Source organism: Pedobacter sp. P26, assembly GCF_050632135.1.
GTDB lineage: Bacteria > Bacteroidota > Bacteroidia > Sphingobacteriales > Sphingobacteriaceae > Pedobacter.
On record NZ_CP192574.1, the window covers coordinates 3,504,936 to 3,530,466 of the forward strand.

21 protein-coding genes are annotated in these 25,531 nt (G+C 36.9%); 13 read left to right on the plus strand and 8 right to left on the minus strand.

Annotated elements, in window-relative coordinates; genetic code table 11:
* The first annotated feature begins 4 nt into the window (after nucleotides 1-4).
* The 10 genes from ACQ86H_RS16320 (at nucleotide 5) to ACQ86H_RS16365 (ending at nucleotide 13,649) form a co-directional block, all read left to right on the plus strand.
* The gene (locus tag ACQ86H_RS16320; protein ID WP_431291747.1) at nucleotides 5-574 is read left to right on the plus strand and encodes a hypothetical protein; all 570 of its coding nucleotides are present in this window, start codon (nucleotides 5-7) and stop codon (nucleotides 572-574) included.
* Between the two features lie 60 nt (nucleotides 575-634).
* A complete protein-coding gene (locus tag ACQ86H_RS16325; RefSeq protein WP_431291748.1) occupies nucleotides 635-1,177 on the plus strand; it encodes a hypothetical protein in 543 nt (180 codons plus the stop codon).
* A 24-nt stretch (nucleotides 1,178-1,201) separates the two neighbouring features.
* The gene (locus tag ACQ86H_RS16330; protein ID WP_431291749.1) at nucleotides 1,202-1,678 is read left to right on the plus strand and encodes a DUF1572 domain-containing protein; all 477 of its coding nucleotides are present in this window, start codon (nucleotides 1,202-1,204) and stop codon (nucleotides 1,676-1,678) included.
* A 392-nt stretch (nucleotides 1,679-2,070) separates the two neighbouring features.
* The gene (locus tag ACQ86H_RS16335) at nucleotides 2,071-4,599 is read left to right on the plus strand and encodes an outer membrane beta-barrel protein (protein WP_431291750.1); all 2,529 of its coding nucleotides are present in this window, start codon (nucleotides 2,071-2,073) and stop codon (nucleotides 4,597-4,599) included.
* Between the two features lie 6 nt (nucleotides 4,600-4,605).
* A complete protein-coding gene (locus ACQ86H_RS16340; RefSeq protein WP_431291751.1) occupies nucleotides 4,606-5,367 on the plus strand; it encodes a GLPGLI family protein in 762 nt (253 codons plus the stop codon).
* Between the two features lie 162 nt (nucleotides 5,368-5,529).
* Entirely contained in the window at nucleotides 5,530-7,146 is a 1,617-nt protein-coding gene (locus ACQ86H_RS16345) for a CTP synthase (protein WP_431291752.1), read from the plus strand.
* A gap of 20 nt (nucleotides 7,147-7,166) precedes the next feature.
* Nucleotides 7,167-7,307, plus strand: coding sequence for a hypothetical protein (locus ACQ86H_RS16350; protein ID WP_431291753.1), 141 nt, complete (start codon nucleotides 7,167-7,169; stop codon nucleotides 7,305-7,307).
* 156 nt (nucleotides 7,308-7,463) lie between these two features.
* On the plus strand, nucleotides 7,464-8,921 hold the full coding sequence (gene yidC, locus ACQ86H_RS16355; RefSeq protein WP_431291754.1) for a membrane protein insertase YidC: 1,458 nt from the start codon (nucleotides 7,464-7,466) through the stop codon (nucleotides 8,919-8,921).
* A 331-nt stretch (nucleotides 8,922-9,252) separates the two neighbouring features.
* Nucleotides 9,253-12,111: a prolyl oligopeptidase family serine peptidase gene (locus ACQ86H_RS16360; protein WP_431291755.1), complete on the plus strand. Its 2,859-nt coding sequence runs from the start codon at nucleotides 9,253-9,255 to the stop codon at nucleotides 12,109-12,111.
* A 266-nt stretch (nucleotides 12,112-12,377) separates the two neighbouring features.
* Nucleotides 12,378-13,649 (plus strand): nucleoside recognition domain-containing protein, encoded by a 1,272-nt coding sequence (locus ACQ86H_RS16365; RefSeq protein ID WP_138823832.1) that lies wholly within the window; start codon nucleotides 12,378-12,380, stop codon nucleotides 13,647-13,649.
* A gap of 286 nt (nucleotides 13,650-13,935) precedes the next feature.
* Here the strand turns inward: ACQ86H_RS16365 and ACQ86H_RS16370 are convergent, their stop codons facing one another.
* From ACQ86H_RS16370 to ACQ86H_RS16380, 3 genes are all read right to left on the minus strand, one after another.
* The gene (locus ACQ86H_RS16370) at nucleotides 13,936-14,115 is read right to left on the minus strand and encodes a hypothetical protein (protein ID WP_138823830.1); all 180 of its coding nucleotides are present in this window, start codon (nucleotides 14,113-14,115) and stop codon (nucleotides 13,936-13,938) included.
* Between the two features lie 163 nt (nucleotides 14,116-14,278).
* On the minus strand, nucleotides 14,279-14,719 hold the full coding sequence (locus ACQ86H_RS16375; protein ID WP_431291756.1) for a PaaI family thioesterase: 441 nt from the start codon (nucleotides 14,717-14,719) through the stop codon (nucleotides 14,279-14,281).
* 708 nt (nucleotides 14,720-15,427) lie between these two features.
* On the minus strand, nucleotides 15,428-17,884 hold the full coding sequence (locus ACQ86H_RS16380) for a TonB-dependent receptor (protein WP_431291757.1): 2,457 nt from the start codon (nucleotides 17,882-17,884) through the stop codon (nucleotides 15,428-15,430).
* A 578-nt stretch (nucleotides 17,885-18,462) separates the two neighbouring features.
* Here ACQ86H_RS16380 and ACQ86H_RS16385 point away from each other — a divergent pair.
* The gene (locus ACQ86H_RS16385; RefSeq protein ID WP_431291758.1) at nucleotides 18,463-18,921 is read left to right on the plus strand and encodes a MaoC family dehydratase; all 459 of its coding nucleotides are present in this window, start codon (nucleotides 18,463-18,465) and stop codon (nucleotides 18,919-18,921) included.
* A 492-nt stretch (nucleotides 18,922-19,413) separates the two neighbouring features.
* On the opposite strand, the gene ACQ86H_RS16390 is transcribed toward ACQ86H_RS16385, so the two are convergent.
* The 4 genes from ACQ86H_RS16390 to ACQ86H_RS16405 form a co-directional block, all read right to left on the minus strand.
* Nucleotides 19,414-19,737 (minus strand): hypothetical protein, encoded by a 324-nt coding sequence (locus tag ACQ86H_RS16390; protein ID WP_431291759.1) that lies wholly within the window; start codon nucleotides 19,735-19,737, stop codon nucleotides 19,414-19,416.
* 193 nt (nucleotides 19,738-19,930) lie between these two features.
* Nucleotides 19,931-20,647, minus strand: a complete 717-nt coding sequence (locus ACQ86H_RS16395; protein WP_431291760.1) for a DUF92 domain-containing protein — start codon at nucleotides 20,645-20,647, stop codon at nucleotides 19,931-19,933.
* A 125-nt stretch (nucleotides 20,648-20,772) separates the two neighbouring features.
* A complete protein-coding gene (locus ACQ86H_RS16400) occupies nucleotides 20,773-21,546 on the minus strand; it encodes a DUF1826 domain-containing protein (RefSeq protein WP_431291761.1) in 774 nt (257 codons plus the stop codon).
* Between the two features lie 126 nt (nucleotides 21,547-21,672).
* On the minus strand, nucleotides 21,673-22,275 hold the full coding sequence (locus ACQ86H_RS16405) for a DNA alkylation repair protein (protein ID WP_431291762.1): 603 nt from the start codon (nucleotides 22,273-22,275) through the stop codon (nucleotides 21,673-21,675).
* Nucleotides 22,276-22,907: 632 nt separating this feature from the next.
* Here ACQ86H_RS16405 and ACQ86H_RS16410 point away from each other — a divergent pair.
* Both ACQ86H_RS16410 and ACQ86H_RS16415 read left to right on the plus strand, forming a co-directional pair.
* The gene (locus ACQ86H_RS16410) at nucleotides 22,908-23,102 is read left to right on the plus strand and encodes a hypothetical protein (protein WP_431295517.1); all 195 of its coding nucleotides are present in this window, start codon (nucleotides 22,908-22,910) and stop codon (nucleotides 23,100-23,102) included.
* The gene (locus tag ACQ86H_RS16415) at nucleotides 23,060-24,271 is read left to right on the plus strand and encodes a serine hydrolase (RefSeq protein ID WP_431291763.1); all 1,212 of its coding nucleotides are present in this window, start codon (nucleotides 23,060-23,062) and stop codon (nucleotides 24,269-24,271) included. The genes ACQ86H_RS16410 and ACQ86H_RS16415 overlap by 43 nt, the downstream gene beginning before the upstream one ends.
* Nucleotides 24,272-24,393: 122 nt before the next feature.
* Here the strand turns inward: ACQ86H_RS16415 and ACQ86H_RS16420 are convergent, their stop codons facing one another.
* Nucleotides 24,394-25,080 (minus strand): DUF421 domain-containing protein, encoded by a 687-nt coding sequence (locus tag ACQ86H_RS16420; protein ID WP_431291764.1) that lies wholly within the window; start codon nucleotides 25,078-25,080, stop codon nucleotides 24,394-24,396.
* Nucleotides 25,081-25,531: the final 451 nt, after the last annotated feature.

Consider the following 25,531-nt stretch of genomic DNA (forward strand, 5'->3'; position numbering starts at 1 on the left):
ATCTATGACAAAGCAAACACTCTTAATTATCGCTATTGTGTATGGTAATGCGATTTTTGCCAGGCAACCGGCTGGATTAATTGTAAAAACCAATGTCTTAAATTTAGTGGCGAAAAGGCCTACCCTATCTGTAGAAAAAACCTTTGCTAATCTTTATGGATTGGAAGCGGCTTATACTTTTGGCGAAATTAAAAACTTCGGTTATCGCGACTATTACCACTATAATGGCTTTTTACTCCGGGCGAAAAAATACCTCAGGCCAATTAAAAATAAAGAAGCTAACGCTTTCTATGGTGCCTATTTTGGAAACCTGAACAAAACAGTGGTGTCGCATGGCACGGTAGACAATACCGGCTTTTTTAGCTGGGGTCATGACAGGGATTTCAAAGCGAATTCTTTACGTTATGGCGGAACATTTGGGGTATCTTTTATTCCTGGAAAACATTTTCTTTTAGAGGGTTTGACAGGCTTGGGTTACGGAGATTATTATCATATTCAAAATAATTTAGAAAATAAGCTTCCTGGTGGTTATTTCGACTTTCAATTGTGGTTATCTATTGGCTATTCTTTCTAAATTTAACGAATATCATAAAATACGCACCTGAACTAAAACATAAAATTTGTAGTTTTGAATATGAGAAATATACCGCTCTTTGTTACCATCTGTTTATTAGCACTTGTTGCCTGTAATTCGAAAGATAAAAAGGAAAGCACTGCCATTGAATTTAAAAATGTGAACCAAAGTCTGGCTAAATCTTTTTCCGATTTAAAACGTTTAGACACTTTTAAAATAGAACTTACCGGCAGAAAACCCGAAGAAATGGTATTGAATTTCACGATCAAAAATGCTGATGGAAAAGAGATTTACAATGCTAAAATTAAGGGAACAGAACTGGTTAACAATACCGACCCAAATGTTGACCTTTCTAAAGAGAAAGACCAGGTTATTTTCTTAAAAACCATTGCTGACGACTTCTTCAGCGATGATAATTTTCTTGAACCAGCAGTAATGCCAGAAGATAAAGCCGATAATTACACCCCCGACAAAGCATTATATGAAGAATTGAAAAAATCAGGTTTAAATGGCTTCAAATACCGTTTAGGAAAAGAGAACAACATTTACATTGCCTGGAGCGAAAAAGAACAGAAGGTGAAAATTTATTATAATTGTTGTTAATCAAAAATATTTAAAAGTTTAGCAATGAAAAAATCTGATTTTATTGCAAATCGCTTAAGAGAGATTTTTTTAAATGGTTATTGGATAGCTAATACCAATTATAGAGATCAGATAGAAAATGTTAATTGGCAAGAGGCTATCCATCAGGTAGAAAATTTAAATACCATTGCGGCCCTAACCTATCATATTAATTATTATCTGCTTGGACTTTTACATGTATTTAATGGTGGACCTTTAGAAATTAAAGACCAGTATAGTTATAATCTTCCTCCGATACATTCAGAAGCAGACTGGAAAAAACTAATCAATGATTTTTTGACAAATGCTTCAGTTTTTGTTATCGCAGTAGAAAAAATGCCAGAAGAAAAATTTGATGAGGTATTTGTAAACGAAAAGTATGGCACTTACCTGCGGAATTTAGAAGCTGTAATTGAACACAGTTATTATCATTTAGGGCAGATTGTACTCATCAAAAAACTGATTTTGGCGGCAGGGGAATAAAATACTATCATTCTGCGTTTTAAGCTTTCCCTCCTCTGTTTCGCCATAAAAAAATATTTTAATATTTATTTTTAAACTAAATAAATAGTTGTACTTTAGAGCATTGAACCAAACACAAATTATTTAACGTTTCTCTACAACATACATGCTCAAGCAACTATTCACGGTTTTTATTTTTCATTATTATTTTTTCCGGCACTGGCACAAAAAGCAAGCATAAAAGGCGTTGTGGTCGATACCGTTGAGAAAAGAAAATTACAAAACAGTTCTATCCTGCTGATATCAAGCAAAGATTCCATTTTAGTTAAAGATACTCGGGCCAGGGCCAATGGCGAATTCGAATTATCGAACCTAAAAAAGGCAATTATACTTTAGTCATCACCTTCCCAAAAATGGCCGATTTCATCAGGGATATCCAATTGTCAGATTCCTCGAAATTTAATCTTGGCCATATTACAATGGACAGTAAGGCCACACTTTTGAATGAGGTGACAATAAAGGCACAAAAACAGCCCATTAGCATGAAAGGCGATACGATAACCTACCAGGCAGATAGTTTTGCGGTAAAACCACATGCCAATTTACAGGATCTGTTAAGGCGATTACCTGGAATTGAGGTAGATAAAGATGGTGCAATAAAAGCAGGAGGAAAAGACGTAAATACGCTTTTGGTTGATGGAGAAGAATTTTTTGGCGACGATCCGCTTCTGGCTCAGAAATACCTAAAGGCGAATGCAGTTAGTGAAGTTCAGGTTTACGACAAAAAAACTAAAGAAGAAGAGTTATCAGGAATAAAAGAGGGTGATGCCAAAGAGAAGGTGATGAATATCAAACTCAAGGAGAATGCCAAAAACGGCTATCTCAGCACTCTGGATGCGAACAGTGACTTAAATCATTTTAAAAACATTGGCGGCATGGCCGGCATCTATAAAAGCAAATTAAAAGCGGCAGTATTTGGATTTAACTCCAATATCAATCAGGATTCGAAGGCAAGTGCCGCCATGAGCAAATTAAAAGGAAATGATTATGATTTAATTGAAGTTGGCGATGATGGCAGTACCGTTATGATTATGTACGGCAACAGAGATGATGATGGTTTTTCGCCAACAAACGGCTTGCCTGATATCACCAGTTATGGTGCACACTTCTCCGATAAATGGAATGAAAATAAAGTAGGCCTGAAACTAAATTATAAAGGCAATAATCGGGATATCATAGATAGAACAACCTATAAAAACCAGTCACTATTGCCTAATGGAACAAATTTCTTTAGTTCCGGCAGCACAAACAGTGAAACTAAAAGTACGGGACAAAGTTTAAAAGGAAGTGTGGATGTTAAGATAGACTCGCTTTCTACATTAAAAATATCATTTGCCACGAGTAAAAACAAAAACAATAATGAGTACACCAGCACAAACGAAACCAAAAACGGTGAAGGTTTTTTTGTAAATAATAGTGATCAAACAAACAACAGCAACGGAGTTGACAATCTGTTTAACGGCAATATCAATTATTCAAAAAAGTTTGCCAAAAAAGGAAGAACGCTGTCTATCGATTTACAACCAGAAACCAAAAACGGCACCAGTCTCGGCAACAGTAAAAGTGTCACCAATTATTATGATGACAATGGTGTATCAAAAGGGCCGCCAATCACTCAGGACTTTCTCAATGATAATTCAGGCAAGGAAACGTCACTTGGCGCAAGAATATCATATACTGAACCTTTGAACAAACAATTCTCCTTGCAAACCGCCTATAGCTTTAAAACGGTAAACTCCAATAGTCATAAACTGGTTTTCGATAAATCATTAAATAATAAACGGATCGATTCGCTAAGTAATAATTTCGATTTTAATAATTTTTCGAATATAGGCAAGGTGGTATTACAATATCGGGCAAAGAAATTTACTTTGTCTGGTGGTGCAGAAGCTACACAAACAACATTCGAGCTGAATGATTTAGACCGAAGCAACAAATTTAACCGAAATTACTTAAACTGGGCACCACAAAGTAATCTTAACTATAAACTCGGAAAAAATACAAGTGTATCCTTAAACTATAACGGAAATACGCGACAGCCTGGCTTAGACCAATTACAACCGATCAGGCAAATAAACAATCCACTTTACGAAATAAAAGGTAATCCAAATTTAAAACCATCGTTCAACAATAATTTTGGCTTTAATTTAAATACCTACCAGCAAAAATCGGAAATGTACGCATACGTGTATGGAGGCTACAGTTTTACTAAAAATGCAGTAGTGAGTACGAGTACTGTAGATGAGGTAAACAAAACCACCAGCAGTTACATCAATCTAAATGGTAATAACAATTTTTACGCCGGCGCAAGTTTTAATAAAAGTTTCAGCAAGATTAATTTTAGTACAGGCTTAAATGCCAGTTATAACCATTCAAACTCGGTTTCTATTTTAAACAATAAACTGAATGAAAATGTAAACAATAGTATCAGTTTACGCCCACGCTTGAGTTACTATAGCGATAAACTTCAAATTCAGTACGATCCATCCTTTACCTTTTCAAACAGCCGCTCATCTATCGGCTCCATAAATAATGGTAAAAACTTTTACCATAACCATGAAATTTCCGGTACCATCGAACTGCCATACAATACCGAATTCAACACCTCAATATCATTATCATACCAACCTGCCAACACTTCGTTCAGCAGGCCGGTAAATGTTGCTATCTGGAATGCCTATTTATCAAAGAAGATGCTTAAAGCTCAGGAACTGGAATTAAAAGTAGCGATTTCAGATATTTTAGCCGAAAGGATCGGTTACAATCGATACGTTGGCGGTAACAATATTAGTGAGAATACCAACAGTTTTATTCCAAGGTATGTACTGATCGGTGTCACCTATAATTTAACCGGAAACTTTGTTGAACAAGACAAAAAATAACGTCAGATGAAACATTTAGGATTAAGCATAATTTTATTTTTTGCAGTTACAATAATCAGGGCACAAACTGTTTTCATCAGAAGTGCAAAAATAACATTTGAAAAAAAGATAAACCAGAAGCAACAAATTGCAGAAAACGATTGGATATCAGACGATGCTAAAGATAAAATGAGCAAGTACAGGACTTCCAGCTGGGATTATAGTTTTAACGATAGTAGCTCCATATATAAGGCTAAACCGAAGGAAACCTTAAACGACAATAATTTCTTTTTTATTGCTGGTGAGAATACCAATGAAATGTATACCGATTTTAGTAAAAAAGCAAGGGTAATCAGAAAACCAGTAAGTGGTGAAGACTTCATTTTAAAAGATACTATCCCCCATCTCCAATGGAAAATTATGCATGATGTGCGCCAAATTGCAGGTTATGAATGCCGTAAAGCGACAACCGTAATAAACGATTCTGTTACAGTGGTGGCCTTTTATACTGATGAAATTTTATTAAAAGGTGGCCCGGAGGGATTTACCGGTTTACCAGGAATGATATTAGGTTTGGCCATACCACGTTACAACACCACCTGGTTTGCCACAAAAGTGGAAGCGAAAAATGTTCCGATCTTAAACATCGTAGCTCCGGCAAAGGGAAAGAGAACCGACACAGAAAAAGATTTCAAAAAAATGGTCGACCTCTATACCCGTTATGATGATAAAAAGAATCCCAGAAAGATAGAAGATATTAAAAAAGAACTTTATACGCTGATACTTTAAACCGGTGTTTTTCCTTAAACCAGTCAATATCAAAGACATAATGCACTTAAAAAATATTCGGGCAAGTATCTAACGAGCGATAATTTTTTTGTACCTTTGTATCCCGTACAAAAACAATTAACCAGACCTAAAAAGCCTGGTTAATTCCACAAATTATCAATCATGACAAAGTATATTTTTGTTACGGGCGGTGTAACTTCCTCTTTAGGTAAGGGCATCATTTCCGCATCTTTAGCTAAACTTTTACAGGCACGTGGCTACCGTGTAACCATTCAAAAATTCGATCCGTACATTAATATCGATCCAGGAACATTAAACCCTTATGAGCATGGAGAGTGCTTTGTAACTGAAGATGGTGCTGAAACCGACCTGGATCTTGGTCATTATGAGCGTTTCCTTAATGTTCCAACTTCGCAGGCAAATAACATTACTACTGGCCGCATTTACCAAAACGTAATTAACAAAGAGCGTAAAGGCGAATATTTAGGTAAAACGGTGCAGGTTGTTCCACATATTACCGACGAGATTAAACGCAACATGCGCATTTTGGGCGAAAGTGGTGAATACGACATTGTGATTACTGAACTTGGAGGAACAGTTGGCGATATTGAATCTCTGCCATTTATCGAAGCTGTTCGTCAGTTTAAGTGGGAAGAAGGTAGTACTAATGCCATTGTTATCCACTTAACCCTGGTTCCTTATTTAGCTGCTGCAGGTGAATTAAAAACTAAACCAACACAACACTCTGTTAAAGCCCTTTTGGAATACGGAATACAGCCAGATATACTGGTTTGTAGAACAGAACACCACATCAGCGCTGATATCAGAAAAAAAATTGCATTATTTTGTAACGTTAACATCAATGCGGTAGTCGAATCGATGGATGCATCTACTATTTATGATGTGCCATTGTTGATGTTAAAAGAGCAACTGGATAAAACTGTTTTATCGAAATTAAAACTGCCTACCAAAAACGATCCGGATATGGAAAGCTGGAAAGATTTTCTGGGCCGTTTAAAAAACCCAACTGCCGAAGTAAAAATTGGCTTGATTGGTAAATATGTAGAATTACCTGATGCTTATAAATCAATTATCGAATCTTTTGTACACGCAGGTTCGAGAAACGAATGTAAAGTCAGGGTAGAATATATCCACTCGGAAGGTATTTTCCCGGATAACGTCAAAGAGAAATTGAGTCATTTACAAGGTGTTTTAGTGGCGCCAGGTTTTGGCAGCCGCGGTATTGAGGGTAAAATTGATGCCATCAAATATGTTCGCGAAAACAACGTTCCTTTCTTCGGAATCTGTTTGGGTATGCAATGTGCAGTTATCGAATTTGGCCGTAATGTTTTAGGTTTGAAAGATGCACACACGACAGAAATTGAAGAAAATTCGCCAAATCCGGTAATTAACATGATGGAAGAGCAGAAAAAAATAACCAATAAAGGTGGAACCATGCGTTTAGGCTCTTATCCTTGCGATATTAAAAAAGGAACAAAGGCTTTTTCTATTTATGGTAAATCTCATATCAACGAGCGTCATCGTCACCGTTATGAATTTAACAATGCTTATTTAAAGCAATATGAAGATGCAGGAATGATTGCGTCAGGTATGAATCCGCAAACCAATTTAGTTGAAATTGTAGAGCTTAAAAATCATCCTTTTTTCGTTGGCGGGCAGTTTCACCCAGAATTAAAATCAACAGTTGCTAATCCTCACCCACTTTTTGTTAAATTTGTCGCCGCTGCGATGGAGTTTGCAAAAAAGAAAACGAATTAAAAGCAGTACAAACATAAATAATGGATAGAAATACCTTTACAGGACTGTTCCTGATTATGATCATTTTGGCAGGATCATTCTACTTTTTGAGGCCGAACGAGGCTGAAATGAAAAAAGCCAAAGAAACAGAGCGTTTAGATTCTTTGAAAAAGCTGGTGTAACACCTGCGCAAAAAGATACCACCAAAACTGCAGCGATTGCTAATCCGGCTGTAGATTCCTTAGCCTTAAAAGGCCCTTTTGGTAGCGCCATAACCGGTACTGAAGCCAATACTGTTTTAGAAAACGAAAATTTATTAATCACTTTAAGTAATAAAGGTGGTAAAATTACATCTGTTGAAGTTAAAGGACAGAAAAACCTTTACGGGTAAACCACTTATTTTATTTGCTGGTAGCGAAAACAAGTTTGGTTTAAGTTTAAATGCAGCTGGTAAGGTAATTAATACCAACGATTTATATTTTACTTCGACAAAAACAGGTAACACGGTTACCATGCGTGCCAATTATGGCGCTAATGCTTACGTAGAATATGTTTACGATTTAAAGGCTTTGAGCAACAAAGTAGCTTTCAATGTTAATGTAGTTGGTTTACAACAAGTAATTGCAGGCAATACGATTGGTTTAAACTGGTCTACTATTTTATTACAACAAGAAAAATCCATCGAAAGTGAGCACCGTTATTCTGCACCATACTACAAATATTTAGATGGTGATGTTAACCACCTAAGTGTTTCTAAAGATGAAAAAGAAGAATTATCAAAAGGTAAAATTCAGTGGTTCTCTTTCAAACAACACTTTTTCTCCGCTTCTTTAATCTCGAAACAAGCTTTCGAAAAAGGAAGTTTAGAAGTTAAAATCCCAACTGCTCCTGGGCAGGTAAAGTTTTATGATGCCAATATGCAATTGCCTTATGTACATACAGCCAACCAGGTTTACGAAATGGAATTCTATTTCGGAACAAACAAATTCTCTACTTTAAAAGCGCAGGGATATGATTTAGAGCAGCAGGTTGATATGGGCTACTGGCCATTGAAATACATTAACCGCTTTATTGTATTGCCTGTATTTAATTTCTTAAACAGCTTTAACTGGAACTACGGCTTGATCATTCTGGTATTAACCATCTTGTTAAAACTTGCTTTATCGCCACTTACCTACAAGTCATACTTATCAATGGCTAAAATGAGGGTATTGAAACCAGAGATGGACGAAATTAAAGCTAAGGTAGGCGAAGATAACCCAACATTGGTTCAACAGGAATATTTAAAATTATATAAGAAAGCTGGCGTAAATCCTTTAGGAGGATGTTTACCAATGGTGCTTCAATTGCCTTTGGTTATGGCTTTCTTCTTCTTCTTCCCTAACTTGTTTGAGTTACGAGGCGAGAGTTTCCTTTGGATGAAAGATTTATCAACTTATGATGAGTTTATCAAATTTGGCGTAAAAATTCCTTTCATTGGCGATCACTTAAGTTTAATGTGTGTATTGATGACCATCTCTACATTGATTATGACTTATTTCAATAACCAGGTTTCAGGTGCTACCGGTCAGATGAAATATATTGGTTACATTATGCCGGTTATTTTCTTAGGTGTATTAAACAGCTACCCTGCCGGATTAAACTATTATTATTTCTTAGCCAACTTAATGACTTTCGGACAGCAGTTCTTAATTCGTAGAATGGTTGACGATGAGAAAATCCATGCGCTAATCCAGCAAAACAAAGCCAGACCAGCTGATGAAAAAAGAAAAAATCTAAATTCCAGCAGCGTTTAGATGACTATATGCGTCAGCAACAACAAGCTAAAAAATAATTTAGCCTTTGATACCACAACCCTCGATTGCTTAAAGCAATCGAGGGTTTTTAGTTTTAAGCAGAGGGCGTGGAGCTAAGAGCACTAAGCGCATGGTGTTAGACGTTAATTCTGGAAAACTTAAACTTCGGTCCTCCGATCCCGGACTTCTTACAAATCCCATCATCCATCTTACATTTTACCTTTCAAATTCCCTTTTTTATTGTAATATTTGGTATACAAGTTTCCTAATAAGCTAAAAAATTCCAATTTTAGAAGATTAAATCTCAACCAACAAATTAATAAATTTAAAAATGCAAAAGAGACTAACTATTATTCTGTTTTTCGTTGTCAGCTTTGCCTACGCACAAAAAAAACCTCTAGATCATTCGGTATATGATACCTGGGAATCAGTAGGCACAAAGCAATTATCAAATAATGGTCAATGGGCTATGTACAATATCTTACAGCAAGAAGGAGATGCACAATTATATCTTACTAATATTAAAACAAATGCAAAGATAAATATCCCAAGAGGGATGAACCCGCAATTTAGCAATGATTCCAAGTTCGCGGCATTTAACATCCGTCCATTAAATAAAGATTTGCGCCAGGCTAAAATTAAAAAGAAAAAGACAGATGAATTGCCAAAAGATTCATTAGGGATCCTCAACCTCACTACCAGTGCTGTTACAAAAGTAGCAAGGGTAAAATCTTTCAAATTCCCTGAAGAAGGCGTTGGTGTAATGGCTTATTTAACTGAAAAGCCAGATACAGCAAAGAAAACAGTAAAGCCGGCTGAGAAAAAAGATGGTGAAACTGATTTTGCTGACGATGAACCTGCTACCAAAGGTAAAACTGAAGAAGGGACTGATTTAGTCGTAAAAAACCTTTTAACAGGCACAGATAAAACCTATAAATTCGTCACCGATTATTATTTTAGTAAAGACGGCAAACAGTTGGTTTTTGCCTGCAGTGGATCTAAAAAGGACAAAACGGCAGCTCAAGGTGTATTCTTACTCAATACAGAAAAAGGCACATTAAAAACCTTGATTAAAGGGAAAGGAAGTTTTAAAAACTTCACTTTTGATGAGGAAAGCGAACATGTTGCTTTTGTGGGTGAGCAAAGTCCGGAGAAACAAGAAATAAAAGATTACAATATTTATTACAACTCTTTAACACTTGATACGGCGCAGATACTGGTAGATTTTGATATGCCGGGCTTACCTGCAAAATGGTCTGTGAATGGCGATGGAAAGATAATTTTCAGTAAAGATGGCAAGAAATTATTTTTTGGCATCTCTCCCATTAAAAAGCCAAAAGATACTACAATCGTAGATTTCGAAGTGGCAAAAGTTGATGTTTGGAACTACAAAGATGATTATCTACAGCCGATGCAGCTTAAAAATGCGGATAGGGACAGCAAAAAAAGCTATTTATCCGTTATTGATGTTTACAGCAGCGATCCTAAAGTAATTCCATTAACAGACCTAAAACTACCGGATGCCAATATCATTGCGGAAGGTGATGCCAATATGGTTTTAGCATCTACAGACTATGGTCGTAGAATCGAATCACAATGGAGTGGTTCTACCACAAAAGATTACTATTTAGTTGACACTAAAAACGGTCACAAAAAGAAAATCATTGATAATTTAAGCGGATATGCTATGGCGTCTCCTGGCGGAAACTATGTTTTATATTTTGATAGAAAAGCAGGTAGCTGGAATACTTATAACATAACCACGGGCAAATTAACCGTACTAACTGCCGGATTAACTGAAAAATTTGTTGATGAAGAAAACGACGTACCCGATTTACCTTCTGCTTATGGTTTAGCCACCTGGACTGAAGGCGATAAGGCTGTATTAATTTACGATAAATATGATATCTGGTCGTTCTCTCCTGATGGAAAAGCGGCACCAAAAAATATTACCGCCGGTTTCGGAAGGGCCAATAACCTTACTTTCCGTTATGAAAGAGTACAACAGGATAACAGGTTTGAACGCAATGCAGACAGCAAATTTGTAAAAACAAATGAAATAGTTTGGTTAGATGGCTTTAACAATTTGACAAAAGAAAACGGTTTTTATCGCACCAAAGTAGGTTCATCTAAAGCGCCTGAACTGGTTGTAATGGCTAAATTTAAATACTCCAACCTGGTAAAAGCTAAAGATGCTGATATTTACATTTACGATAAAGCCAATTATGTAGAATCGCCAAATGTTTATATCACCACCGATTTCAAAACTGAAACCAAATTAAGCAATACCAACCCTCAACAAAAAGACTACAATTGGGGTACTGCTGAATTGGTTAAGTGGACTACGCCAAAGGGTTATAAGGCAGAAGGTATTTTATACAAACCGGAAAATTTCGATCAAAATAAGAAGTATCCGGTGATTGCTTATTTCTACGAAAAACTAACAGATGGCTTATATACTTATCAAGCGCCGGCCCCTACTCCATCCCGCTTAAATATTTCTTACTTCGTAAGTAACGGCTACCTGGTATTTGCGCCAGATATTAGCTACGAAACTGGTCACCCAGGTAAGTCAGCAGTTGAATTCATCAATTCGGGTGTGGAAAGTCTGAAGAAAAATAGTTGGGTAGATGGTAGTAAAATTGGTATTCAGGGCCAAAGCTGGGGTGGCTACCAGGTGGCTTACCTCATTACCCAAAACAATATGTATGCTGCTGCCTGGGCGGGAGCACCTGTAGTTAACATGACCTCTGCTTATGGAGGTATCCGTTGGGAAACCGGTATGAACCGTCAGTTCCAGTACGAGAAAACACAAAGCCGTATTGGTGCAACACTTTGGGAAAAACCAGAATTATATATCGAAAACTCTCCACTATTTATGTTTCCGAAGGTTAATACGCCTGTTGTGGTCATGGCTAATGATGCAGATGGTGCCGTGCCCTGGTATCAGGGTATCGAAATGTTTACCGCTCTGCGCCGTTTAGGTAAACCTGTTTGGATGTTAAACTATAATGGTGAGGCACACAACCTGGTTCAACGCCAGAACCGTAAGGATATTCAAATTCGCGAACAACAATTTTTCGACTATTATTTAAAAGGGGCAAAAGCTCCGGCCTGGATGACAAGCGGAATCCCTGCTACTGAAAAAGGAAAAACCTGGGGTTTTGAATTAACAGAAGATAAACCTTAGTTACTCCGAAGTCAGAAGTCCATGGTTAGGAGTATATATACTGGCCATGGACTTTTTGTTTTGGGTTGATGATTTCATTGCGAATAGCTCTTAGTCAAATATTCTGAATAAGCAATCTATCAACTATTTGATTATTGACCATATACCATTATTTAGTATGCAGAATCCAACTTCGGACTAAAGATTATCGACTCCGGACTTCTCCACTATGAACTTTCGCTTAAAAGCGGTATTTTAACCCCTTCAAATAAAACTAAGCAACCCTAATGGCATTAAGCAGAATTTGGTCGGCATTTATTATTGTGGCTATCGTTGTAGCGAGTATTAAATGTTTCTTTTTCGGACATAGCGATATTTTTAACTGGATGGTAATCGGTAAATCATCCGACCCCTTAAATCCTTTAAAATTAGATGGCATTATTGAAACCTGCTGGATTGCGGTTGATCTTTGTATTAAATTGATCGGAACATTGGCTTTATTTATGGGCTTAATGAGCATTGCCGAAAAAGCAGGTGGCATCCGTTTATTATCCAGGATTATTGGCCCTTTCTTTTCGAAACTTTTTCCCGAAATTCCAAAAGGGCACCCGTCTATGGGACACATGATCATGAATTTCTCTGCCAATTTATTAGGTTTAGATAATGCAGCCACTCCATTTGGTATAAAGGCGATGGAAAGTTTGCAGGAGCTTAATCCAAATAAAGATGTTGCCAGTAATTCGCAGATTATGTTTTTATGCCTGCACGCTGCTGGTTTATGTCTAATTCCTGTTAGTGTAATTGCCATCAGGTCAACTCAAAATGCGCAAGACCCAACTGATATTTTCATCCCATGTTTAATTGTAACTTTTGTTGGCACCATGGCCGCCATGCTCATTGTATCCTTTAAACAAAAGATAAACTTACTTCAACCTGTTATCATTACCTGGGTACTCAGTATTTCTGCTGTTGTAGGCTTACTGGTTTGGTATGTGAGCAAATTAAATGCGGAAAGTATAAAATCATTTTCAGGCTTATTAAGCGGCGGAATAATTTTATTGATCTTTTTATTGATTGTATTGGGCGCGCTCTATAAAAAAATAGATGTTTTTGACGCATTTATCGATGGAGCCAAAGGCGGATTTGAGACTGCACTTAAAATTATCCCATATTTAGTTGGAATTTTAGTGGCCGTAAGCATGTTGAGAACCAGCGGAACCTTTGATGTGATCATGAGCGGGATTAAAAACATGTTTGTATTTTTTGGAGCCGACACCAAATTTGTTGATGCATTACCCACAGCCTTAATCAGGCCTTTAAGTGGTGGTGCTGCCCGGGGAATGATGGTAAGCACCATGATTTCAAGCGGACCAGATTCATTTGCCAGTAAGCTATCCGGTGTTTTTCAGGGTGCTTCTGATACCACTTTTTATGTAGTAGCAGTTTACTTTGGCTCTGTTGGCATTAAAAATACGCGTTACGCTATCGGCTCGATGTTATTGGCTGATTTAGTTGGGGTTTGTACGGCGATTGCACTCAGTTATATGTTTTTTGCGTAAGGTTCGTTCATTAGTCATTGGTTTATTAGGCATTGGTGTATCAAGCTCCTTGTCGTCATTGCGAAATAAATTCTTCATCAGCGAAGCAATCTGTTTTAATAGTCAATACGCACCAAGAGTATTCATTCAGGAAAAAGTTGCAAATCCTTCCATTCGCCTTCTTTTAAAGATTCTTCATTTCATTCAGAATGACAATTCAGGAAAAAGAAGAGAATAAAGAGTAAAGCAGCATAAATCCTATAGGTCAGCTATAAGATTTATGCTTCAGTATTTTTATTACGTAATATTAGCAAGATGGTTGCGGAATAGATATCCTGGTAATGATTTCATCAATAGCATCAGGATCAATTGCTACGTTTTTTGAAGCACACCATTTTTCTGTTTTATTATCCAGCCAGATACAGAAAGAATGGTAGCCATCTAAAACAACGGCATAAGTTTCGTGAAAATCATCTTGAATACGCATGCAAAATCCCTTAAAAATTTTGCCTCTCACATTGAATTGCAGGGTGGAATAATTTTCTAACATGGCTCATTATATTTTTGGTTAATTTACAACAAATTATAAACGAGAATGTTTCGTCAATTTAAAGGAATTAATAATTAATTCTTAAGCTAACAGAAAAGACTTAACCTATGTTTAACATATTGGAATAACCTTTAGCTATTAAACGCTTTTTTGAGGGTAAAAATATTTCGCATTGCAGATTTAATATTGTTCGTCCTCTTTTTACAATCGAGGTTTCTGCAACAACTTCGTCGCCTTCGCTGGCTGTAGCAAAATAATCGATATAATTATTTACAGTAGTATACCGTTCATTTAATCCCATAGTAAAAACTGTTGCACCAATTAAATCATCTATAATGCCTGCTGTTACGCCCCCGTGTAAAATTTGATAAGGATTGGTCATTTCTTTACGGATGGTATACCGGCACACCAGGATACCATGCTCTGCTTTAACTAAAACAGGCGCCAGCCAGTTCATAAAGTTAGAAGGCGAATTGGTAATGACCTTGCCAATTGACTGCCTTAAAAAAGTTAAACGCTGCTCGCTCAAAGAGGCTTCCATAGCTATAAGTATTTAATATAATATGCTTCAGGTAAATATAGATAAAACTAAATGCCAAATATAATATTTCATTTTCGGAGTTACTGGATGCACAAATCTTTGTTCCTAAACCCGTATTGCAGTGGTAGCTGCAGGCTTCACGCCGGCAATACCAACGAAAAGCGGGAACATGCTTATATAGTAGCACGAACCGCTTATTTCCTGATTAAAGGGCATCATTTTATTTGGAGCGCAAGGCCTCTACTGTGAACAACTAATTTCTGCCCGTTTTACGCTTATACGCTTCGCTGCCTCGTGCCTCGTTGCTGCAGGGTAATGCTGCAACCGGAGCTAAATGGCCAAAACAGTATTTCATTTGTTGGGTTGCAGGGTGCACAAACCTTTGTTTCTAAACCTGATTGAGCGGAATAGCCCGGAGCATAGCGAGGACTATAAGCGAAAGCGGGACTGCAAGCCCTAAGAACGATTAAATGCTCATTTTCAAGTAATATGCCTTCAATTAAAAGATTGCTTCCCTGAACGAACCAGACAAGCTATCGTTCAACCTTGCAATACGAAAAAAACAAGAGGCTATATCTTAAATCGCTATTTAACCTAGAATTTGTCACGTTGAGCCTGTCGAAACGCTATTAAGACATCTAAACAATGTACTTCGGCAAGCTCTGTATGACAATTTGATATCATGATACATCCTCATTATTTTCACTCTTAAATTGGAATAATCAATTTAAAACTCAAATTCCTGCCCATATTGTAAATCCCTGACCGGCCATTAGGCGAGCGGTTGTAATATTCGAAATACTTCAATCTGTTTAAATTAGATTGATAAGCGATATTGAAAATATTATCGGCCTGAAGAAAAATATCGCAGATGGTTTTTCCTTTTCTTGTTTTCAGGGCTGACCCTATTCCTCCGTTAATCAAAGTATAACCTGCTGTAAAACTTTCAGTATTATCAAGCGCATAAAATTTATCCTGATCTGCGAAAAAAGCAGCATCGATTTTAATATAAGGTTTATCAAAAATACCAACAGGCTTTTGCGCTGTTGCCTTAATTTCCGTTCTAAATTGTAAAGGCGGAATAAAAGGAAGGTATTTGGCATCGCCGCCGTGCTGATCCAATAGCGCCTGGTTTTGATTCAATCCTACCGTATAAGCCAAACTATTGTTAAAACTTAGCCATTTTAAAGCCTTTGGATGGAGATTCACAGAAATCTCTGCACCATATAACCTGGCTTTTGATTGTTGGTACTGATAAGTCAGGTTTCCGGGAACGATAACCACTGGATTTCCGTTGGCATCGGTTAAGCGAGATTGGTAAATGTAGTTCTGAATGTTGTTATTAAACAGTTCCACACTTATTTCAGCATCTTTTAAGTAAACAATAATGCCAATATCTTCCTGAAGGTTAAATTCTGGGTTAAAGGTCCTGTTGCCCAGATATACAATGTGCGCACCCGGATCTAATCCGTTAGAACCGATTTCTGTAATATTTGGAGCCCTGTAACCTCTCGCAATATTGGCCTTAATCAAAAGCCTTTCGGAAATATTGTAAGTTAAACCTAAACTTCCTGATACGCCATAATAGTTTTTATTAAAAGAAGGGAATTGCAATTTTCCAGTGGCATCGGTCGAACTTACCTGTTTACCAAAACCTGTTTGTGAATCGGTACCAACATAAAAATCACTCCAGTGTATATTTCTTCTGTCTATCCTAATCCCTCCTGAAACATCTACCTTACCCATCGATTTTTTCGCAAAGTAAAAAGCACCAACATCGAAAAGATCATAATCGGGTATAGGAAAATCGGTAGCATCTTTACTCCTGTTTGCCTGATACATACCATTAAGCCCGATGGTACTTTCGATACCTGCAAAATCGGGCAGGTTGTATTTAAGATCATAATTAAAAGTGTTTAACACAACGTAAAGCCCGGCCTGACCTGGTAATGTCGGGTGATTATATTCTCTCCTTACACTTTGCTGTCCGCCAATCATTAAATTTAAATCACTCGTTCCAAATTTAAACTGACTGGTGTTGTAAAACCGGTAATGTTGGATATGTTGATGCAAGGGGTTAATGGAATAGGTCTTTAGATCACTTTCAGGCACAACAGGCCTGTTTTTGATATCATCTCCATCATCCAAAACCTGTCTGGTAAATCTTCGGGACAAAGAATCTCTGCTGCCATCAGGAATTTCCATCAAATTATCGTAATAGGTAATGGCTGTTTTAGTAAAACCCCAGGCCTTATCTACCCTGGCACTGGCAGATAAATTGTATTCTCTAAAAGCTGTTCCATATACCAATCCATCAATTTTATTTTGATAATTATGTGCTGTTTTCCCGGTCGCCCTAAAGTTATATTTCCAATCGTTTTTAATGTAAGCTAGTCCGAGCGACGAACCAATCATCCCATTACTACTTTGGTAATTCGCGGTAAAATCGCCTTTCAATTTTCCATCTTCAAAATTCGGTGTATAAGGAATCATATTAATTACCCCGGCCAATGCATCTGAACCGTAAGTTAAACTGGCAGGTCCTTTTACTACTTCAGCTCTGGTAATGCCATATTCATCCACCTCTATTCCATGCTCGTCGCCCCATTGTTGCCCCTCTTGCCTTAAGCCATCATATAAAGTTAACACACGATTATAACCTAAGCCCCTTATAAAAGGTTTAGAAACATTTGGACCTGTGGTAACCGCCGTAATTCCTGGCACTCCCTTCACAATGGCTTCTATCAAATTGGTATTGACGTTTTGGTCCATCGTTTTTTTAGAAAGCACAGCAATAGGCACAGGACTTTTCCGTAATTGTGTTGCCCGGTTTACGCCGGTAATCACTACATCATTTAAATCGGAAGCTAAACTTAGTAAGTCAGCATTAACAAAAACTGTATCTCCTTTTAATGTTATCCTAATTCTTTTGGACTGATAACCTACACCTGAAAAAACAAGATCGCAATTTCCAAAAGGGATCTCACTTAATTGATAAGTACCTGAATTATTTGATTTTGTAAATCTGTTGGCACCTAAAATTTTAATGGTGATATTTTCTACAGGTTCATTCTGAGAAGTCACTACTCCTTTAACTATAACCTTTTGAGCGATGGCATTTAGCGTTATAAAAAAACAGAAGCAATATAGTAACAGGGATTTCATGAATACAAATGATTTATCTAAATATAATTTTAGACAAATCTAAATTTTAATTTAAATAAATCAAATAAAATATTTAGATAACATTTAACAAAATCAAAATCAACGGATCTTACTAAATAAAAAAGATGGCTCGTGTTGAGCGAGAAGGCTGGTAAAAATATTATTTTCGCAGTTGTAATATTTAGACTCTGGCTATTTAGGTTATCCATAAAGACCTTAGCGTTCGGAAGATTCCATCATCCATCTTATATTTTACATTTTCTCAAAACAGGTATGTACTGATAACCAAGCAGCATTTGTTAGCCACAGATCAACCGAGTGCCATTTTTTTATACCGGACTTCTTTTATTAAGATTTTTTAATCAGCAACTTAGGCACTTATCTAGCTGATTATAAATAACCTAAAAACCAAAGCAATATTGAGCAATGTTTTTTAAAAATATTTTTATCCGTAGCCTTTAAACACATCGTTATTATGATTATCATTGAATACAAAAACGTGAATGAAACTATATACCTGAGGGATTGTTGTACCTAAAGGACGTGTTAAAACAGTACTAATCCTATAAACAGAATATATGTTGGTGATCAATAATTTTGAAGAGTATGAGTCGCATCTAGGTAAAGAACTAGGCATTTCGCAATGGCATACTATAGACCAGGAGCAGATCAATAAATTTGCCGATGCAACCCTGGATCATCAATGGATACACACCGATCCGGAAAAAGCTAAAAATGAAGGACCATTTAAAGCGACAATTGCACATGGGTATTTAACTTTATCCTTAATTCCTTATTTATGGAAGCAAATTGCAGATGTTCGCAATACTAAAATGGAAATTAACTATGGTATTGAACGTTTTAAATTTGGCCAGGCGGTTTTAGTGGATAACGAAGTGCAGTTAAAAGCTAAATTAATTTGTATCAGTAATTTGAGGGGAATCACTAAAGTTACCATTCAGGCTACTCTTGTAATTAAAGACCAACCGAAGCCGGCATACGTAGGTGACGTGGTATTCTTATATCATTTTATATAATATTATCTCATTTAGTTTTCATATTTGAGCAACTTAATGTCGGGCAAATTAATTTTGGCAAGCAACATTTAACCATATAGAAGCATTTGTTTCTGGGTCAAGGCGCTATTGAGTAAGTGACGTTTTAAGGTGTTTTTTACATGTATGGTTTAAAATATAAAATGCCCAGATATCCATCCGGGCATTTATAATCAACTAACCTAAACTTATAAATACTAACCAAATATTTACACCGCAAATCTAAATACCGATTATTAATCTAGTGTTAAATATTTATCACCTGTTATGGTAAAATTGATCTTCAATAATTAACAATACTGATTTTCAGGCTATTTTTCTGGGGCAATCAGTCTTCTTTTGCTAAACTATCACCGTAATGCCTGGCCTGCAAGTTCAAAATCAGCACTTTAAAAATTAATAATGCAAACCATTATTTTACAGCACGGGTTGCCTTATCAAAAGACAGTACCAGGTTTTTCTGATCAACCTGCTTTAAAGGCACTTCATGTACCTTCTTGGCCCGACCGGTAGTAAAATAAACTTCGGCTTTAACAGACTCCCTTTTTCAATCCCATCCTCAAACAAAGCAATCCCAAAAAGGGTACTGTCAACTTTTGATGAGGCTATAACACTCACAGTACCTAAAGCATAGTTGCCATTATTCTTCAGGGTAACAACGCCCTGTTTATAACTGTAACTCACTCCTTTTAATGTTTCCAGGTAGGTTTTATTCTTGCTGGTGATAGGTTGATAAGTTTGCCCGTAACCTGAAAATCCACAGGCTGCCAGCAGTAAAACAAAAATGATTTTTTTCATGATCTTATGGAATAAACAATAGGATAAATATCGTAAAAAAACTTATTACAAATTGGCTAGAAATAAATTTTGACCGTACTAAAAAAGGGTATCGAAAAATTAAAGGTAGCAAGGTATAATCGGCCTGATATTCATAAGCGAACATGATTTTCGCTATCAAAATCATATCGTATCTACCTTATTCACAGCAATTTTAAATAAAAATAATTTCCAATATCAACATCACAAGCACGGCAATTAATGTATTCAAAAAATTGACCATATTATTGCCTATTATCTCTTTGCGCTCTAGTACAGCACCCAGTATAGAATCAGTCAGGTTTCCCACCGTTCCAGCAATAACGATAAAGCAAAAGTTAATATTCCATTCATACCCCAGCGCATAAATAGCAGCAATAATACAACTACCTCCAATACCGATCACCGTTCCTTCCAGACTGATCACACCATCCATCCCGCAACGGTCGGGCTGGAAAGAAATAATATTAAAAAACCGCTTTCCATAAACCATCCCCAGCTCTGATGATAGCGTATCTGCAGTAGCTGAAGCAAAAGCTGCCGCCATTGCGGGAAGCATTAAATAAGTGAAAGAGGGATAAAATAAAATCACTATAGCCGCAAGACCAGCAGCCCCGGCATTAGCCAGCACCTGCAGCACACTGCGTCCATTTTTAGTTTCCGCTATTGTGGCAAAAGACTGCTTCTTATGTTTTTGCCAGGAAGTGGCCACAGAACCCATGATAAAAAACAGGCTCATCATCGCAACACCTGTGTAACCAGCGGCAATATAAATAAGACAGGCCAGCGTGCCGCCTGTAAGCGCAGCCAGAATGGTCAGTTTTTTGGCCAGGATACTATAAGCAATACCAGCAATAATGATGACAGGCAAAAAAATGCTGCTATTTAACATGTCGCAAATATATTTGAATTATATTGATGAATAGGGCATAACATATATTTACCAATGTTATTAGCGCATGAGAAAAATAGAAAACCATAACATTCAATTCTATTACAGACTTAACCCAGACTAATTTAGCAGATGAGCAGCAATCTATACTCCCCATTATTTTCTATTGGTGCCCGATGGATACAAGGTAAACACTGTTTCTCAGGATGATCTACCGCCAGTCTCCACAAATGGCCCAATCCCAGATTTACAGGTATTGCCCCTGGTTTGGCATGGTAATGCAGGTCGAAATAATGCTCCGTCAAAAAACATTCAAACCCCTCCTCCGTACCATCATATAGTTCCTGCAGCTTCTGCCTGATCTCTGGCAACAGCACTTTTTGTTTAGCTTGGTGATTGGCTAAGATTTCACTTACAGCACCATAATAGGTACATAAAAAAGTATCGGTAGCAATCGGCGACCGGTCTACGTGAAAAGAATATACATCTGTTGAAATAAAATCGAATTCTTCATCACGTTCGTAACTTTTAATTAAGTTCAGCGAAGGTGATGCGCCGGCATCGGTTAACAACTGAAAATCGTTTAGGATAACCGCCCTGGCCATACTTCCTTTTTCTGAGAGCTCGAGTGCCTGGAGATCTTCCATGGATACTACTGTCAGATCCGCTTTCAATTCAATTTTGGATACAATTTCCTTAAAATCGCCCAACAGGTCTCTATGCCAGCAAACTGCATTAATATCTCCTTTAAAAGCTGTATCTATAAGATCAGAAAAAGTGGATACAACCGCAACCTGTGAATTATCTGAGAATTTGTTATCCATTTTATAATATAACCATTTGCCCCAAAAATAAGCAATAGCGCAGGCGAAAGTGAGGATGAGATGTTTTTTTAACAATAAAGGCGGTTAGCTTTTTATCGATTTCTTTCAATCGTAGTCGTAAACTAAGCCCAATCCTGTTTCAAGATTGTTTATATTCGCATATAAAATCTAAGCGCAGTCTTTCGACTCAACATCTGGAATTCACTTCCCCATAGCCAGTTGATAGGTAAATGCCGTTTTTTTCTCCTTCAAATCCCATTTCGAAATCTCATCTAACACTGCTTGGGAATGTTTTTTGCTGATATCGTGCAGGGCATTCCCAACTGATTTCCTCAGGTATTCGCTATCATCTGATTTATTTGTACCGATCAGCGTAATGGCAATATGCGGATGATCTTTAAAATAAGGGCGGCCTGTCCAGATACGGAGCCCTTCTGTCACTGCTCTTTTCACATTCGGATTAGGGTCTGAAAGCCATTTTTTAATAATAGGAATACTTTTCTCGTAACCTGCAACTTTGCAATATTGGTCAAAAACTTTTGCAAGCATTTCCTGCACCCGCCAGTTTTGATCATCTGCCACCCGTGTCTTAAGGGTCAGAAGCGCATCCGGATGGGTTGGCGAAAGCTCCCCCAAAATATAGGTAGCCAGCATCCTTACCTGGTAACTGTTGTCGGCAAGAAGCTTTAGAGCAAGGTCAAAATGATGCTCTTCCTGATCTGCTAAAATCTGATCGCCAGCCGCTATTATATGCTTAAAGCCATGTTCAATTTGTTTAATATGATCAATGATTGATGGTAACATCCTGTCTTGTATAGCGTTATTCAATTGTTCTGCTGTTTCAAAGTTTAATCTGTCACATCCGCGATTTTTAATCAGAGATTATGGCATGATCTATTCTACTATAAATATACAATCTCCAATTTATATTGCTTTAAATATTGAAAAGCAATTTATGCAGCTTTGATTTTTACCTGATGCATAATTACCCTCAAAAAGGGCATGTGGTTGTCTATTTTGTTCAGTAATTCTGCTCAGGTATCTCATTAGTACTTAATAAGCGTGCAACGTTTCCTGTGCCATATTTCAAAAACATCCAGGATTCTTTTTTAATTTTTACTTAACTCATTTATTATCAATACTTCTGGCCTACCGAAAATCATTTCAAAAGTTAAATTATTGATGTGTTTCTAACGACTTTGTTTTCCAGTAAACCCATTTTGAGATTAAAACCGTGCAATTCTCAGGTTTTATATAAATTGATTGCTATATCTCTATATCTTTATCCGTCATTATTCCAGACATTATCCTTACCTAGTCCATTATTCTACATGAAACATTTTTTGAAGTTTTTTCTGGCAGTTTCCCTATCACTTTCATGTACCCTTTCCGCTTTCTCTCAAACAGACAGCATTGATATATTTATTCAGCACCAGATGCAAAAACGTAGGATTCCAGGACTACAACTTGCAATTGTGAGAGATGGTAAAATCATCAAAACGGGCTATTATGGAATTGCCAATATTCAGGACTCTATTGCTGTAACAAAAAAACAGTATTTACAATCAACTCCATTACTAAGGCATTTGTGGGCGTTGCTATTCTACAACTTGTGGAAGAAGGAAAATTAAAACTGGATTTGCCGATTTCGACGTACCTGACAGATATTCCTGAAGCTTGGAAAACGGTAAAAGTACATCAACTTTTATCTCATACTTCAGGAATTCCTGATCTTGTAGATGAAGAGGAAGCAGTAATGATTGCTGACAATTTTGAACTTTCATGGAAAAAGGTATTAGCAATGCCCAATGATTTTACTGCAGGTGCAGAATTTAGATATAATCAGACAAATTACTATCTGCTCGGTCTTATTATCAATAAACTCAGCGGCATTTCGTTTCAGGAGTATATTACTAAAAAACAGTTGGAAAGTGTAGGTATGCCGCTTACCATTCAGTCAGGGTTTGGTGCATCTAAAGAACTGGTACCTAATGCAGCCAACCAATACCAATTTGCTAAAGGCAAGCTCAATAATATGTTCTTTTCTTTCCCTATGCCATTACAAACGGCGGCAGGCATGAGCGCTACAGCCAATGAATTGGCAAATTGGGTTATTGCACTGCAGAATATGGTATTGTTAAAGCAGAAATCAAGTTTAGAAGCACTTTGGAAGCCAGATATATTAAATAATGGAAAAACCTCTGGTTTTAGCAGACTTCTTAATGGTTATGCAGCAGGGTGGCCGGTTATAGTAAGAAATGAGCATCCTGCAGTGGCTCCTGTAGGTGGAGGAAGGTCTGCTGTATTTGTTTATCCCAAAGATGATCTTTCCATTATCATATTAACGAATTTATCGGGTGGTACGCCTGATGGATTTATAGATGAACTTGCAGGAGTGTTTATACCGGATATGAAGGCTGCTAATGGTTTCGGAATGTCTCCCTCTGGTAAAGCCTTGAAATTGGCTTTAGATAAGAACGGTTACAAAAATGCTTATGTAACCGTTAGAAAGTTAAAATCAAAAAATAAAGATTTTGTCCTGACAGAAATTGAAGTGAATGATTGGGGATATCAATTTGTATCGCAGAAAAGACTGAAAGATGCCTTGGAATTATTTAAGCTAAATGTATACTTATATCCATCAAGTGCTAATGCTTACGACAGTTTGGGCGAAACCTATGCCGAGCTGGAAATGTATGATTTAGCACTTATAAATTATGAAAAGGCATTAAAACTCAATCCAAAGAACAAAAGTGCCGAAGTAATTATTGCTAAGCTAAAAGAACGGCTAAAAAAATAATCTTAATAAGTAATATACCAGGCGAGGCCTTTAAAATGTAAGATACAAGCAAAATTATATGGATATTTTTTACACTATCCTCCAATGCAAATATGTCTGAAGCCGGCTTGTCGGCGCAAGTACTATTTAATACGCTTATCGCTAAGTGCGGCTACCCATTCTTCTCTGTTACAACGACTGCAAGCCTGCTGATGCGTTAGGTGTAAAACTTCTGCACAGTTTGTGCATGCATAAAGTCTGGGCTCAGCTATTACTTTAGATTTCTTATTATATAGTTTTGGGTAGATGGGCAAGCCTGGTTTTACCTCTTCATCGTCAAAAAAAAGAAAACTTACCTGGCCGTTGGTTTCGAGCAAAGCAGCCCTCACCTGACCAACATGTTCAATGCCCTGTGCACGCATTTCAGCGAAAAATTCATCCTGCGCAAAATTGGCATCCCCTTGTTCATTCATGGTAAACCTGCCATCTTCAACAATATACATAGGTACACCCTCCAGTATATTCTCAATTTTTTGATATTTAGCTGCAAAAAAGGTAATGATCCTATAAATGAGTAAAATCACCAAGAAAACCAATACAGATGGAATGATTGCGGATTCACCACTCAACATGGGGTCGCCTGCAGCACTGCCAAGTGCAATAATAATGGCCACCTCGAAGATACTGAGCTGCCGTACTCCTTTTTTACCGGTAGACCGCAGGAATATCAGTACAAGGGCAAACATAATAACGGTACGGATGCCAATTTCCAACGCAATGGTGATGTCAAGATCGTTTAGGAATATGTTTTTCCAGTTGAAGGAAGTCATAATAATCAATTAAGTTTTAGGTTGGATCTAATCATTTTTATATTGGAGTAATTTCCAAAAAATGATTTTTTTATAATTATCGCATTGAATGTGAAATGTGACGGCCATTAATCTAATGTTAATAATAACTGGATTATTATTCTCTCTTGCTCTTAACATGGAAATGCCAGTAAAGGTTTATGCTTTGTTATTTAAAGTTTTTGAATTTGTAAAAAACATCTGTAAGCAATAGATATTTCTAAACATTTATTTCATTTCTGTCAAAAATGATAGAAGCCCGGCTTTGAAAATTCTGATCAGATGAGGTTTATTTTCTAAACCGATCACAGGTGTGGAGGTTTAATATTATCCGCGAAAAGACTTAGTTATATTTAATCCATTGAATCATTTTTTTTGATTCTCCCGTTTCTGAACCAATTTATGCTGGTTAGCATAAAACCGCCTGATAAAT

Excerpts from the sequence above, each read along its gene's own strand:
- ACQ86H_RS16390 (WP_431291759.1), bottom strand. The coding sequence starts at position 19,737 with ATGAAAAAAATCATTTTTGTTTTACTGCTGGCAGCCTGTGGATTTTCA.
- ACQ86H_RS16375 (WP_431291756.1), bottom strand. The coding sequence starts at position 14,719 with ATGGAAGCCTCTTTGAGCGAGCAGCGTTTAACTTTTTTAAGGCAGTCA.
- ACQ86H_RS16410 (WP_431295517.1), top strand. The coding sequence starts at position 22,908 with ATGCAAAAACGTAGGATTCCAGGACTACAACTTGCAATTGTGAGAGAT.
- ACQ86H_RS16385 (WP_431291758.1), top strand. The coding sequence starts at position 18,463 with ATGTTGGTGATCAATAATTTTGAAGAGTATGAGTCGCATCTAGGTAAA.
- ACQ86H_RS16350 (WP_431291753.1), top strand. The coding sequence starts at position 7,167 with ATGGATAGAAATACCTTTACAGGACTGTTCCTGATTATGATCATTTTG.
- ACQ86H_RS16405 (WP_431291762.1), bottom strand. The coding sequence starts at position 22,275 with ATGTTACCATCAATCATTGATCATATTAAACAAATTGAACATGGCTTT.
- ACQ86H_RS16395 (WP_431291760.1), bottom strand. The coding sequence starts at position 20,647 with ATGTTAAATAGCAGCATTTTTTTGCCTGTCATCATTATTGCTGGTATT.
- ACQ86H_RS16370 (WP_138823830.1), bottom strand. The coding sequence starts at position 14,115 with ATGCGTATTCAAGATGATTTTCACGAAACTTATGCCGTTGTTTTAGAT.
- ACQ86H_RS16420 (WP_431291764.1), bottom strand. The coding sequence starts at position 25,080 with ATGACTTCCTTCAACTGGAAAAACATATTCCTAAACGATCTTGACATC.
- ACQ86H_RS16330 (WP_431291749.1), top strand. The coding sequence starts at position 1,202 with ATGAAAAAATCTGATTTTATTGCAAATCGCTTAAGAGAGATTTTTTTA.
- ACQ86H_RS16325 (WP_431291748.1), top strand. The coding sequence starts at position 635 with ATGAGAAATATACCGCTCTTTGTTACCATCTGTTTATTAGCACTTGTT.
- ACQ86H_RS16345 (WP_431291752.1), top strand. The coding sequence starts at position 5,530 with ATGACAAAGTATATTTTTGTTACGGGCGGTGTAACTTCCTCTTTAGGT.
- ACQ86H_RS16335 (WP_431291750.1), top strand. The coding sequence starts at position 2,071 with ATGGCCGATTTCATCAGGGATATCCAATTGTCAGATTCCTCGAAATTT.
- ACQ86H_RS16365 (WP_138823832.1), top strand. The coding sequence starts at position 12,378 with ATGGCATTAAGCAGAATTTGGTCGGCATTTATTATTGTGGCTATCGTT.
- ACQ86H_RS16320 (WP_431291747.1), top strand. The coding sequence starts at position 5 with ATGACAAAGCAAACACTCTTAATTATCGCTATTGTGTATGGTAATGCG.
- ACQ86H_RS16380 (WP_431291757.1), bottom strand. The coding sequence starts at position 17,884 with ATGAAATCCCTGTTACTATATTGCTTCTGTTTTTTTATAACGCTAAAT.
- ACQ86H_RS16360 (WP_431291755.1), top strand. The coding sequence starts at position 9,253 with ATGCAAAAGAGACTAACTATTATTCTGTTTTTCGTTGTCAGCTTTGCC.
- ACQ86H_RS16340 (WP_431291751.1), top strand. The coding sequence starts at position 4,606 with ATGAAACATTTAGGATTAAGCATAATTTTATTTTTTGCAGTTACAATA.